Raw genomic sequence first — 11,246 nt, forward strand, 5'->3', positions numbered from 1 at the left:
GAGGTAATATACTTTGAAAGCAACTGGGATAGTTAGACGTATAGACGATTTAGGAAGAGTTGTAATACCAAAAGAAATTAGAAGAACCTTGAGAATTAGAGAGGGCGATCCTCTGGAAATATTTACGGATAAGGAAGGGGAGGTTATTTTAAAGAAATATTCTCCGATTGGAGAACTCAGCGATTTTGCAACACAGTATGCAGAGTCACTGCATAAGACAAGCGGGCACATTACATGTATTACTGACAGAGATACAGTAATTGCAGTATCCGGTGCATCAAAAAAAGAATTTCTTGAAAAGCAACTTAGCTCTGATGTTGAGAAAACTATAGAGGAGAAAACAACACTACTTATAAAATCTCCTGAAGAAAAGTCGATTTCAATTTTGGCAGAAGAAAATGGTGAAAGAAAATATGCCTCCCAGGTTGTTTCGCCAATCATTTCAGAAGGTGATCCGATAGGAGCGGTAATAATGCTTTCTACGGATGCAAATGTAAGAATGGGAGAAGTTGAAGCAAAGCTTGCGCAATCAGCAGCAGGATTTTTAGGAAAACAAATGGAACAATAGTGTATAGGGCAATAGGTTATTTTTAAGTAAAATATAATCGGTTGGTTTTATTTAGGGGGGATTATCATAATCCTCCCTTTTATAATTAACAGTTGACAGGTAGTATTGATAAATATATAATTTCTTTTGTAAGTAAAATTTTCTAAAAACTTTCTTTTTTATCAAGAGTTTCTCAATTTTTAATATCAAATTAAAGCACCAATTCTTAGATTTTCGTTTCGTTAATATTTCATTAACAGCTTTGAACATGTCAACCTTATTTTCACAAGTCCGGCATTGCATATCTATAGCAGCGTGAGAAATGGTTGCTGTAATAAAAATTAGTTCCTGTATAAATGGAACAAAGGAGGATTTTTTTATGAATAATGTCAGTCTTGTAGGTAGGTTAACAAAAGATGTTGATCTTAGGTACACAACCAAAAAAATGAGAGCGGTGGGAGCATTTACTCTGGCTGTAGATAGGGACCCCAGAAAGGTAACAAAAGATAAAACTGCAGATTTTATACCGGTTGTTACATGGGGAAAAACCGCAGAGTTTGCAAGCAAGTACTTTTCAAAAGGCCATCGTATAGCCCTTCAGGGAAGCATACATACCAGAGTTTGGGAGGATGACGAAAAAAACAGGCACTATGTTACGGAAGTAGTTGCAGACAGGGTGTTTTTTGCAGACGCTAAGCAAAGAGAGTTCGATGAACCGGAAATAGAAGATTTGGAAGAAGAGGCCCTTTGATGATAATTGAACATATATTAGTTTTCAATTTGCACTTGTCAATGGTTATAATGCTGAAAATGTAGTATAATAACAAGAAAAGGAAAAATACGCAAGCGCCACATGCAGGCAATTGGAGAATTAATATGAATGAAGGTAAACTTGATAGATTAATAGATATTATGAAGACTCTGCGGAGCGAGAACGGTTGTCCTTGGGATCGTGAGCAGACCTATGAAAGCTTAAAAAGGTATTTTATTGAAGAAACTTATGAGTACCTTGAAGCAGTTGATTTAAACGATAAAAAGAAGATGGTTGAAGAACTTGGAGATGTACTTTTACAAGTTGTCTTTCATGCAATTATAGCAGCGGAGAACGGAGATTTTACCATGGAGGATGTAATCAACGGAATTTGTGACAAGCTTATTCACCGTCATCCCCACGTATTTGGAAATGTAAAGGCCGATACCTCCGACGAGGTTCTTGTGAACTGGGAGGAAATAAAGAAAAAGGAAAAGGGGCTTGTAAACCAAGCCTCAGTACTTCAGGATGTTCCTAAAAATCTGCCTGCGCTTATGAGAAGCTATAAGGTTCAGCAAAAGGCGGCACAAGTTGGATTTGACTGGGATAATACATCAGATGTTTTTGCTAAAATAAGAGAAGAAATAGACGAACTGGAGCAGGAAGTGAAGAATTCGAATAAAGCCGGAATTGAAGAAGAAATGGGCGATGTATTTTTTTCAGTAGTTAATTTATCTCGTTTTTGCAAAGTTCATCCCGAATTATCACTAACCCAATCAACCAATAAATTTATAAAAAGATTTGAATTTATAGAGAAGAAAGCAGCGGAACTTGGAAAAGATTTAAATGATATGACTCTTTCTGAGATGGATGAATTGTGGAATGAGGCTAAAATGAATAAATGTGAGGAAAATGGATAAAATCATAGTGTAGTAACCAAATGGGAGGAATTACTAATGAATAAATCGGAATTGGTAGACAAAATGGCAGAGAAGTCAGGCCTTTCAAAAAAAGACTCAGATAAAGCTTTAAATGCAATGCTGGAAAGCGTAGAAGAAGCGTTAACCAGTGGGGACAAGGTTCAGCTTATTGGCTTTGGATCATTCGAAGTAAAACAGAGAGCAGCCAGAAAAGGCAGAAACCCACAGACAATGGAAGAAATAAATATTCCGGAGAGTAAAGCTCCTGTATTTAAGGCTGGCAAGGACTTAAAGGAAATGATTAACAAATAGTATCAGCAAGTTTCAGCAAGGGGAGCAAAATGTTACGCTTCCCCCGTTGAACTTGTATTTCCTTATATAAATCCCGGACAATTGATTTTGGTTTAGCAGCCAATATGGATACATATCAGAAATGTGGAGGGTCAAAATGAGAATAGACAAATACTTGAAAGTCAGCAGACTAATAAAAAGGCGGACAGTTGCCAATGAGGTTTGTGAGCAAGGGCGTGTTAAGATTAATGATAGAGTAGCAAAGCCCGGCTCAGAAGTAAAAGTTGGGGATATAGTTGAAATTCAATTTGGAAACAACATAACTAAATTAGAAATAACACGCATAACCGAACATGTTGCAAAGGATGATGCAAAGGAAATGTACATGTTAAAATAAACATTAAAATAAACATTAAAATAAACATTAAAATATAAAGGGTTTAATCAACTGTTAGAGGTGGATTAAATCCTTTTTTAATGTTCTTTTTCATGTTGTACAGGCATATATAATTAATGGGATTTATGCAAGATACAATAGGGAGGCTGGATTTATGGAAGAAAAAAAGACTATAAAACCTATGAATCAAACTATTACCCTTGATAACAGGGAGAAGTTATGTGTAACCGGGGTGGTTGATGTAGAGAGCTTTAATGAAGAAAGTATTATAGCTGTAACTGATTTAGGTGTTCTTATTATTAGGGGAACAGAACTGCATATTAATAAACTGAACCTTGATTCTAATGAGCTTGTTGTGGATGGAGATATTTTCTCACTTGAGTACAGTGATGGGGAAACCGGCAAGTCTAAGTCCTTTTTCGGTAAAATGTTTAAATAAAATATAAAGGCTTGTGGTAGCTAATGAGTTTAATTGTTGAACAGGTATACATATTTTTTTATGCTGTTTTGGCAGGTGGAATTTTAGCTTTTTTATATGATATTTTAAGAATAAAAAGAAGGGCAATTAAGACAAATGTTATAATACTAAGCTTAGAGGACATAATTTACTGGCTATTGGCAGCGATTATAGTCTTTCTAACCGTATATAACAGTAATGATGGACAGATGAGAGGTTTTATATTTCTGGGAAATATATTTGGAGTTACTTTATATTTGTCTCTCTTTAGCAGGATTGTAATTGCCTCCTCAATGATGGTTATTAATTTTATAAAAAAAGTATTACTTTTTACTTGGAAGGTGGTAACTTATCCTTTCAGATTACTTTTTAAAATTTTATCAGTACCGTTAAGGTTTATAGGACGGTGTTTTGGGAAATTGGGAAGACTATTATTCCGGGTTTCGGGAAAAGCGGCCCGTAAGGCAAAAGGGGCAGCAAGTACCAGAATTAAAAAGGTGAAGGTTTGGGGCTGGTTTATAAGAAAAGTTCGAAAAAAGACTTAATGTTGAAGGAGTTTTAGCCGACATATAGAATATAACAAATAAACATATCAAAGATTTGTATCTTACGAGGAAAGACAATGAAAAAACGAAAGAAATTCACTGTATGGACATTCATATTAATTGCTGCATTTTGCTACTTTGTATATACCGTATACCATCAACAGTCGTTGTTGGAGGTAGGTAATTCAAAGTTATCTGCTTTGAAAGCAAATATTCATTCTGAGGAAGTAAAAAAGCAGCAGCTGGAGAAACAAAAGTCTCTGATAAATACAGAGGAGTTTGCTGAAAAGATTGCAAGAGATAAGCTTGGGTATGTTAAAGATGGTGAGAAAATTTACATAGACACCAATAAGTAACTATTGCTTGACGGATTATATTATATGATATATAATCGAATTGCTTTTAAGCAATGTACAATATTCTGTACATTATAATTGCTTATCTATGGCTGTTGTTGAGGAGGATTTCTGATTTTATGCCACTTGAAGTAGGTAAGATAGTTGAGGGTAAAGTGACTGGTATTACAGCATTTGGGGCATTTGTCCAACTACCCGAAGGAAAAACAGGCCTTGTTCACATTTCTGAAGTAGCTCAAGAATACGTTAAAGATGTCAGTGCTCATCTTAAAGAAAATCAGATGGTAAAAGTAAAGGTTTTATCTATTGATACAAATGGTAAGGTAAGCCTGTCAATTAAAAAGGCTATGGAAGAAAATCCCACTATAGTTAAATCCAGACCTCCGGTAGAGGTTGACTGGAATGCAGGTAAAAACAATTCCTCTAACGCTTCCTTTGAAGACCGTTTGGCAAAATTCATGAAGGATAGCGATGAAAAATTGCATGACCTGAAAAAAAGTGTTGAATCCAAACGCGGCAGCAGTGGATATAGAAAGTCTGCACAATACTAAACTGTAGGACTTATTAAAAATTTGGACAAATAGGTGTTGACACCTGACAGCATATAGTATTATAATAAGCTAGTCGCCGGTTGATTTTGATATGCCGAAGTGGCGGAACTGGCAGACGCACAGGACTTAAAATCCTGCGGGACTAACCTCCCGTACCGGTTCGATTCCGGTCTTCGGCACCAAAGCTTCCAAGTTATTTCTTGGGAGCTTTTTTGATGCCTTATTTTGCATCTGACGACGTAAAGACGACAGGGTTAATTATTTTATCAATTTTATTCGCTGCATCTGTATCTAATTTTTTTGTAGTGTGTTGATATATAGATTTTGTTACATTGGGGTTAGCATGTCCCAAACGATCAGCAGCAACTTTGTCTGATACACCGTTTTCTAACATTATTATAGCATTAAAATGTCTTAGGTCATGAAACCGAATAGGTTTTAAATTATTTCTGCTTAAAAAATTTTTAAACCTATGAGAATAATTAGCACCATTCATAGGTGTTCCGTCAGCTTCATGGAATATTAATCCTATTCCACGCTTAGACTTTAATATATTATCCATTGCATCAGGATAGGTTAAAGATCTTTCGCTGGAATATGTTTTAGTGGATTTAACCGTAACTTCCCATTTGTCTGTGCCTTTAACAGGTACTGCAGCTCTTTTAACACTAAGAATTTTATTTTCAAAATCTAAATCCTCCCAAAACAAGCCACACACCTCAGACCGCCTTAAGCCGCATAACCCAGCAAACATAATAGGTAATTCATGCTCGGTATTTCTCGAAACCTCTAAAAGTCTTAAAAAATCAAATGAACTGTATACATTTGGCTTATACTGCTTAATCGATGGTCTTTCAACTAAGGCACATGGGTTTTTATAAATAAAACCATTTTTTAATGCATCCTGTAAACTTTTTCTCAAAATGCTATGTGTTTGTAGTATTGTCTTAGCAGAATATTTTTTATCAGCCATTTCATTATATAAATTGGTAATCTGCATAGGTAACAATTCGCCTAATTTTATTTTGCCCAGAGTTGGCTTTATATGCTTTTTAACATATCTTTCATAACCTTGTATAGTTGTAATTGCAAGTTTTTTGCAGTATACTTTTAGCCATAAATCTAAATAAGCTGATAGAGCCATATTGCCCTGTCCGTCTATTTCACCTCGATCTATTTTTAATCTCCATTCAGCTATTTTAGCTTTTACCTCAGAAGGAGTACCTTTAAATTCCTTTTTTCTCCTTTTACCAGTAAGAGGATCTTTCGGTAGCTCGATAGACCCTCTTACAATATCATTTTTTTTCGGTTTTGCTTTCTTTTGTTTCATAGTCACCCTCCATTACAAGGAACTTTAAATATTTAATAGCATCATCATATTGTTCGGGTTTTAGTGATTCAATTAAACTTTTCAATTGTATCTCTTTATCAGTTACGTCCATTCCAGCTAAATACTCCCAGTCTACACCTAACGCTTTAGCTAATTCGATAGCTACTGATATTTTAGGCTGACGTTCCGAATGTTCATAATTCCAAATTGTAGTCTTTCTTAGTCCTACCATGTTCCCGAGTTCCTCCATTGAGAACCCTTTTTCTAACCTCGCATTTCTTAACCTAGTTGCAAACGTGTTCATTTTTGTTACCTCCAATACCTATAATATAATAGTAAATACTCAAAAATGCAAGATAAATTATTATTTATTCAAAAAAAGTTCACAAAAATTATACTTTTGGTGTTGACTTTTAAAAATGGCAAGTGTAGTATAATAAATGTAAGGTTCACAAAAATGAACAAATTAGCAGAAAGAAGGTGAAATATGCACAACCTAATAAAACCGATTACGAAACAATAGAAAAGAATGGAACCACATAAGGGATAATGGTTGGTTGAGCAGGAGGTAAAATTTACAAGAATCAGCCGTACAGAAAAAACAAAAAACAAGATAAAGAGGAGGGATGATTATTGGGTAATAAGAATACTCCGTATTTAAAATTAAAGGGGTTAAGAGCCGAAAAACAGTTAACCTCTGAAAGATTAGCCGAATTATTGGGAATGTCAGTATCTACATATCGAAGAAAAGAAAATAGAACTAATGGAGCAGATTTTTATTTGGACGAGGTAAAGAAGTTGGCTAAAATTCTCGAAGTGGATGCAAATAAAATTTTTTTTGCATCGTAAGTTCACAAAAATGGACTAATTGTAAGAAGGGAGTATAAATATGAAAGAATTACAAGTTATTGAATATCACAATCAAAGGATTCTGACAACCCAACAGTTAGCTGAATTTTATGAAACTGACATAGTAAGGATATCTCAGAATTACATAAGAAATATGGATAAATATCAGGAAGGGGTTCACAATTTTAAACTGGAAGGATCTGAACTTAAAAAGTTTAAGACAGACTATCTAATTGATAGTGCGTTAAATGCAAGTTCAATCATGCTCTGGACCGAAAAAGGTGCTTTACTCCATGCAAAATCATTAAACACTGATAAAGCATGGGAAGTATATCAGGAATTAGTGGATACATATTACCGGGTTAAAGAACTTAGCCCATATCAATCATTATCCCCGGAACTCCAAGCAATCTTTGCCACAGACAAGAAAGTTCAACAGCTTGAATCAAAAGTAAACAATCTTGACGAAAAAGTGGACAACCAGATAACGGTGAGCTACAACCAAGCAAACGAAATACAAAAAGCTGTATCAAACAGAGTAGTAGAGTTATTAGGAGGCAAAGACACTCTTGATTACAAGCATTACAAAGGATCATATTTTAGCCAGCTCCACAGAGATTTAAAGGATAGACTTGGAGTACCAAGCTACAGAGATATACGCAAAATTGACTATCAAAGTGCATTGGGATATATCAAGGCATGGTTACCAAAAGTAGTAGACAAGACCGCATGAAAGGAGTGATGGTATGAAACGTCCTCAGAAACCTACACGTAAACAAAAGATAATTATATCAGACAGACATTTTAATCCTGCAAATTGATTTGTTGCTGGGGAATTAGGGGACAAGCTAATTTTGAGACATAGACATACAAATACTCTTTTAGAAATAGTGAAAGCGAGATGATAATATGAGCCAATTTCAGATTTCAATAGGTGCTTTTTGGGTGATATTTTGGACTTTAGACTTGGCGCTATCAGTATTTATAGTTTGGCTGTGCGAAAAGAACGCAAAGCGAATTGACATCTTTTTTGACAAAGTGGACGAGTTTTTAAACAAGGTACAAAATTTATGTAAACTAAAAAGAAAAAGCCCTCATTGCTGAGTGCTAAAATAATTAAACCATTTACATTGTACAGGGTTTAACCCTTATGGTCAAGGAGTAATTATGGATAAGAAGTTAGCTTCGGAATCAATGGGCAAAATTGCTGAAATGTTCGCAGGTCATAATGGTAATTACATAGGGGAGATTGTAAAGATTCTTCCGGGTGCCTGTAATATTGCAGAGGTAAAAATATTAGCCTGTATCAAATATCCTGGGCAACGTGCCATATTCTATAATTTTAACAATTTTGAGCGCTGGCCATTTTATAACAAGACCTTGGAGACATGCCGTATTGACAGTATAGAGTTGTATTATGGCGCTATTCCTGAGTATTACGAACTAATGCCCAAGGTACTAGAAGAAACTTTTTCGATTGAGACTGAAGCTGATCGTGAGATTTTTGAAAGACATAAAAAATATTGGGATAAAATGCGAGGTGGTATAAGTGCCACATGATAGCTTTGACTGCTGCTCATCTTTTATGAAATGTTCTGATGCATGGGGTTGTATTCACGCCGATCATCCATTATTCGCAAATTGTACATACAGGAAAAAGCTAGAGGCAGGAATTTGCTTTTACGGTAAAAATACTAACATTTTTGAGCCTTTGAAAAACGGTAAACTTCCAGATGGATTTGTTCCATTCCAAAAGCCACAGGCCAAAGTGAAAAAAGAGCCTAGACCAGAAGTATATATCACATGTTATAAAGTTCCATTTTCAGTGCTTATTCGTTCCAGCAACACATGGTCTTACAAGCTTGATTCCGATAGTGCTGTTTTGATTAAGGATGAATTCGATTCAAATAACATCCCGTATAAGACAAGTTTAGAATTGCTCGAGGATTTACCTGGTGATGAAGTTGATATTGATGGACCATGTAACAGTAGAGTTGTTTTTAAAATTAAAGAAAAAGAATTCCACATTCTTAGTTTTAATAGTTATTTAATTCAAAATTGGTATGCTGAAAAATTAAACAAATCTCTGCTGTCTAAAGGCTTTGAAAGTAGGGTTGAACTAATTGGGATGTATGCACATTCAAAGAGTCATGTTAATTCTATTACCAAAGATTTGTCAGATGTTCGACCTGCCAAAAAAGAAGTTATACATAATGGACCGGTGCAACTTACATTATTTGATTTAGCAGAGGTTACACCCACAAGTTTTAGGAGGTGATAGTTTTGGTCTATTTACTTCATTTTGATAAAAAATATAAACACGCACAGCATTATATAGGATATACGGAGAACCTTGACAGAAGACTCCATGAACATGAACTAACAAACAAAGGTGCTAGGCTTCTACAGGTAGCAAGTGCTGCAGGTATTAAGTTTACTGTAGCAAAAACATGGGATGGAGACAGAAAGCTTGAAAGAAAACTGAAAAATAGAAAAAAGAGCTCTAGTCTTTGTCCAATATGTAGAGGGGAGGTGACTTGATAAGTGGCGGAAAGACGTATGTTTACTAAAAAAGTAACTGAAAGCGATGCGTTTTTGGACATGCCAAAAAGTACGCAAGCTTTGTATTTTCACTTAAACATGTCTGCTGATGACGATGGATTTTTGAATAATCCAAAGAAAATTCAAAGAATGGTAGGAGCATCGGACGATGACATGAAGTTACTTATTGCAAAAAGCTTTATCATAGTTTTTGATAGCGGAATTATTGTGATTAAACATTGGAAAATGCATAACTATATTCAATCTGATAGGTATAAACCAACAGACTACATAGAAGAAAAATCAATGTTACAAATCAAGAAAAACAAGGTTTATACACTTGTATCTGAATCGGATACAGAATGTATACAAAACGTATCCGTAGGTAAGGTTAGGTTAGGTAAGGTTAGGTTAGGTAAGGATAATATATATATACCATATTCTGAAATTGTTGATTATCTCAATTTAAAAGCAAATACAAAATATAGAAGCACATCATCTAAAACTCAGACATTGATAAAAGCTCGTTTGAATGAAGGATTTACCTTACAAGACTTTTATACAGTAATAGATAAAAAAGTAGCCGTTTGGATTAATGACCCCATGATGAATCAGTATCTAAGACCAGAAACTCTATTTGGTACAAAGTTTGAAGGGTACTTGAACGAGAAAGGGGGTAAGAATGGATCCAATAGCGGAAATAATCAAGAAAATCAATCTGGGGTGTATGACACAAGCAAAATCGAATACCAGGGACCGGGAACAACCGATGAACAAGACCCAGACTTTTGAGTGTGAAATCTGTAAAGATGCTGAATTTATTGTTGTGAACAAGCCAATTTACACTGAAAAAGAAAATGGAATTAGTAAAGAAATATATGGACCAGTCGCAGAACCATGTAAATGTCGTGAACTGAAATATTATAAAAGGATACTTGAAGGTAGCGGCATATCAGAAGTATTTCAATCAAAAACAATTCGTGAATATATTCCTAAAAATGACAAGCAAAAACAATCTAAGGCCATGGCTATTGAATACATTAATAATTTTCATATAATCAGGTCTCAGCGAAATAACTCTTTAGGAATTACCGGACAACCTGGTTCTGGGAAAACGCATCTTACTATAGCAATATCAAATGAATTACTTAGAAGGGGGATAGGTGTTTTATATCTGCAGTATCGAGAAGTGATGACACAACTAAAACAGGTTATCAATGATGACGAACAATATCAAATGCAGATGAATAGATTCAAGTCTGCTCCATTGCTACTAATTGACGATTTATTTAAGGGTGCAATTAGAGATGGAAAAGTAAATGAATCTGAAATGAGGATAATGTTTGAACTTATTAATCATAGGTACTTAAAACAATTACCTGTCTTAGTATCTTCTGAGTACAACATAAACAAAATGATTGATTTTGATGACGCTACAGGGAGCAGGATTGCTGAAATGTGTAAAGGAAGAACAATTGATTTAATAGGCAAAGAATTAAATCATAGGATGATTTGATTGGAAGGAGCTAGGTATGGATAAATACACTAAATGCTATGGCTGCAAAGAAGCAGAACAAGTGTACAAGACATTAGTTGCTGTATCTGCAGATTGCCCCAAAAAAATCAGATTAAATAATGGGTATGTAGTATCCAAAAAAATGTGCGAAAGTTGTGAACACATTATTTCTAAGGAAAAAGAGTAGTAGACTAT

At 34.8% G+C, this 11,246-nt stretch carries 20 protein-coding genes and 1 tRNA gene; 19 read left to right on the forward strand and 2 right to left on the reverse strand.

Going from position 1 to position 11,246, the window contains the following annotated elements:
* Window positions 1-13: 13 nt before the first annotated feature.
* From spoVT to L323_RS35395, 10 genes are all read left to right on the forward strand, one after another.
* Window positions 14-568, forward strand: a complete 555-nt coding sequence (gene spoVT, locus L323_RS35350; protein ID WP_020816407.1) for a stage V sporulation protein T — start codon at window positions 14-16, stop codon at window positions 566-568.
* Window positions 569-926: 358 nt separating this feature from the next.
* Window positions 927-1,298: a single-stranded DNA-binding protein gene (locus tag L323_RS35355; RefSeq protein ID WP_020816408.1), complete on the forward strand. Its 372-nt coding sequence runs from the start codon at window positions 927-929 to the stop codon at window positions 1,296-1,298.
* A gap of 125 nt (window positions 1,299-1,423) precedes the next feature.
* Window positions 1,424-2,218, forward strand: coding sequence for a nucleoside triphosphate pyrophosphohydrolase (mazG, locus tag L323_RS35360; protein ID WP_020816409.1), 795 nt, complete (start codon window positions 1,424-1,426; stop codon window positions 2,216-2,218).
* 36 nt (window positions 2,219-2,254) lie between these two features.
* Window positions 2,255-2,530, forward strand: a complete 276-nt coding sequence (locus L323_RS35365) for an HU family DNA-binding protein (RefSeq protein ID WP_004618565.1) — start codon at window positions 2,255-2,257, stop codon at window positions 2,528-2,530.
* Between the two features lie 136 nt (window positions 2,531-2,666).
* Window positions 2,667-2,906, forward strand: coding sequence for an RNA-binding S4 domain-containing protein (locus L323_RS35370; protein WP_020816410.1), 240 nt, complete (start codon window positions 2,667-2,669; stop codon window positions 2,904-2,906).
* A gap of 154 nt (window positions 2,907-3,060) precedes the next feature.
* On the forward strand, window positions 3,061-3,345 hold the full coding sequence (yabP, locus tag L323_RS35375) for a sporulation protein YabP (protein ID WP_020816411.1): 285 nt from the start codon (window positions 3,061-3,063) through the stop codon (window positions 3,343-3,345).
* Window positions 3,346-3,368: 23 nt separating this feature from the next.
* A complete protein-coding gene (gene yabQ / locus L323_RS35380) occupies window positions 3,369-3,908 on the forward strand; it encodes a spore cortex biosynthesis protein YabQ (protein WP_020816412.1) in 540 nt (179 codons plus the stop codon).
* 77 nt (window positions 3,909-3,985) lie between these two features.
* Window positions 3,986-4,264: an FtsB family cell division protein gene (locus tag L323_RS35385; RefSeq protein ID WP_020816413.1), complete on the forward strand. Its 279-nt coding sequence runs from the start codon at window positions 3,986-3,988 to the stop codon at window positions 4,262-4,264.
* 119 nt (window positions 4,265-4,383) lie between these two features.
* Window positions 4,384-4,815 carry a S1 domain-containing RNA-binding protein gene (locus L323_RS35390; protein WP_020816414.1) on the forward strand — a complete coding sequence of 144 codons (432 nt, stop codon included), beginning with the start codon at window positions 4,384-4,386 and terminating at the stop codon, window positions 4,813-4,815.
* A 93-nt stretch (window positions 4,816-4,908) separates the two neighbouring features.
* Window positions 4,909-4,997 (forward strand) — tRNA-Leu (locus tag L323_RS35395).
* A 38-nt stretch (window positions 4,998-5,035) separates the two neighbouring features.
* Here the strand turns inward: L323_RS35395 and L323_RS35400 are convergent.
* Both L323_RS35400 and L323_RS40605 read right to left on the reverse strand, forming a co-directional pair.
* Window positions 5,036-6,145: a tyrosine-type recombinase/integrase gene (locus L323_RS35400; RefSeq protein WP_020816415.1), complete on the reverse strand. Its 1,110-nt coding sequence runs from the start codon at window positions 6,143-6,145 to the stop codon at window positions 5,036-5,038.
* Window positions 6,111-6,449, reverse strand: coding sequence for a helix-turn-helix domain-containing protein (locus L323_RS40605; protein ID WP_020816416.1), 339 nt, complete (start codon window positions 6,447-6,449; stop codon window positions 6,111-6,113). Before L323_RS40605 ends, L323_RS35400 begins: the two co-directional genes overlap by 35 nt.
* Window positions 6,450-6,778: 329 nt before the next feature.
* On the opposite strand from L323_RS40605, the gene L323_RS35405 reads away from it, so the two are divergent.
* The 9 genes from L323_RS35405 (at window position 6,779) to L323_RS41440 (ending at window position 11,238) form a co-directional block, all read left to right on the forward strand.
* Window positions 6,779-6,994 carry a helix-turn-helix transcriptional regulator gene (locus L323_RS35405; protein ID WP_020816417.1) on the forward strand — a complete coding sequence of 72 codons (216 nt, stop codon included), beginning with the start codon at window positions 6,779-6,781 and terminating at the stop codon, window positions 6,992-6,994.
* Between the two features lie 40 nt (window positions 6,995-7,034).
* Window positions 7,035-7,727, forward strand: a complete 693-nt coding sequence (locus L323_RS35410) for an ORF6C domain-containing protein (protein ID WP_020816418.1) — start codon at window positions 7,035-7,037, stop codon at window positions 7,725-7,727.
* A 13-nt stretch (window positions 7,728-7,740) separates the two neighbouring features.
* Window positions 7,741-7,815 carry a DUF6906 family protein gene (locus L323_RS42150; RefSeq protein WP_431602537.1) on the forward strand — a complete coding sequence of 25 codons (75 nt, stop codon included), beginning with the start codon at window positions 7,741-7,743 and terminating at the stop codon, window positions 7,813-7,815.
* Window positions 7,816-8,161: 346 nt separating this feature from the next.
* Window positions 8,162-8,554 (forward strand): hypothetical protein, encoded by a 393-nt coding sequence (locus L323_RS35420; protein ID WP_020816420.1) that lies wholly within the window; start codon window positions 8,162-8,164, stop codon window positions 8,552-8,554.
* Window positions 8,544-9,272, forward strand: coding sequence for a hypothetical protein (locus L323_RS35425; RefSeq protein ID WP_020816421.1), 729 nt, complete (start codon window positions 8,544-8,546; stop codon window positions 9,270-9,272). Before L323_RS35420 ends, L323_RS35425 begins: the two co-directional genes overlap by 11 nt.
* The gene (locus L323_RS35430) at window positions 9,269-9,535 is read left to right on the forward strand and encodes a GIY-YIG nuclease family protein (RefSeq protein ID WP_431602536.1); all 267 of its coding nucleotides are present in this window, start codon (window positions 9,269-9,271) and stop codon (window positions 9,533-9,535) included. The genes L323_RS35425 and L323_RS35430 overlap by 4 nt, the downstream gene beginning before the upstream one ends.
* A 3-nt stretch (window positions 9,536-9,538) precedes the next feature.
* Window positions 9,539-10,327: a conserved phage C-terminal domain-containing protein gene (locus L323_RS35435; RefSeq protein ID WP_020816423.1), complete on the forward strand. Its 789-nt coding sequence runs from the start codon at window positions 9,539-9,541 to the stop codon at window positions 10,325-10,327.
* Window positions 10,218-11,051, forward strand: a complete 834-nt coding sequence (locus tag L323_RS35440) for an ATP-binding protein (protein WP_242835315.1) — start codon at window positions 10,218-10,220, stop codon at window positions 11,049-11,051. Before L323_RS35435 ends, L323_RS35440 begins: the two co-directional genes overlap by 110 nt.
* Window positions 11,052-11,067: 16 nt before the next feature.
* Window positions 11,068-11,238 carry a hypothetical protein gene (locus tag L323_RS41440; protein ID WP_020816425.1) on the forward strand — a complete coding sequence of 57 codons (171 nt, stop codon included), beginning with the start codon at window positions 11,068-11,070 and terminating at the stop codon, window positions 11,236-11,238.
* Window positions 11,239-11,246 lie beyond the last annotated feature (8 nt).

Source organism: Ruminiclostridium papyrosolvens C7 (genome assembly GCF_000421965.1).
Lineage (GTDB): Bacteria > Bacillota > Clostridia > Acetivibrionales > DSM-1351 > Ruminiclostridium > Ruminiclostridium papyrosolvens_A.

Coding starts and splice junctions, on each gene's coding strand:
- L323_RS35355 (WP_020816408.1), top strand. CDS start 927: ATGAATAATGTCAGTCTTGTAGGTAGGTTAACAAAAGATGTTGATCTT.
- mazG (WP_020816409.1), top strand. CDS start 1,424: ATGAATGAAGGTAAACTTGATAGATTAATAGATATTATGAAGACTCTG.
- L323_RS35365 (WP_004618565.1), top strand. CDS start 2,255: ATGAATAAATCGGAATTGGTAGACAAAATGGCAGAGAAGTCAGGCCTT.
- L323_RS35370 (WP_020816410.1), top strand. CDS start 2,667: ATGAGAATAGACAAATACTTGAAAGTCAGCAGACTAATAAAAAGGCGG.
- yabP (WP_020816411.1), top strand. CDS start 3,061: ATGGAAGAAAAAAAGACTATAAAACCTATGAATCAAACTATTACCCTT.
- yabQ (WP_020816412.1), top strand. CDS start 3,369: ATGAGTTTAATTGTTGAACAGGTATACATATTTTTTTATGCTGTTTTG.
- L323_RS35385 (WP_020816413.1), top strand. CDS start 3,986: ATGAAAAAACGAAAGAAATTCACTGTATGGACATTCATATTAATTGCT.
- L323_RS35390 (WP_020816414.1), top strand. CDS start 4,384: ATGCCACTTGAAGTAGGTAAGATAGTTGAGGGTAAAGTGACTGGTATT.
- L323_RS35400 (WP_020816415.1), bottom strand. CDS start 6,145: ATGAAACAAAAGAAAGCAAAACCGAAAAAAAATGATATTGTAAGAGGG.
- L323_RS40605 (WP_020816416.1), bottom strand. CDS start 6,449: ATGAACACGTTTGCAACTAGGTTAAGAAATGCGAGGTTAGAAAAAGGG.
- L323_RS35410 (WP_020816418.1), top strand. CDS start 7,035: ATGAAAGAATTACAAGTTATTGAATATCACAATCAAAGGATTCTGACA.
- L323_RS35420 (WP_020816420.1), top strand. CDS start 8,162: ATGGATAAGAAGTTAGCTTCGGAATCAATGGGCAAAATTGCTGAAATG.
- L323_RS35440 (WP_242835315.1), top strand. CDS start 10,218: ATGGATCCAATAGCGGAAATAATCAAGAAAATCAATCTGGGGTGTATG.
- L323_RS41440 (WP_020816425.1), top strand. CDS start 11,068: ATGGATAAATACACTAAATGCTATGGCTGCAAAGAAGCAGAACAAGTG.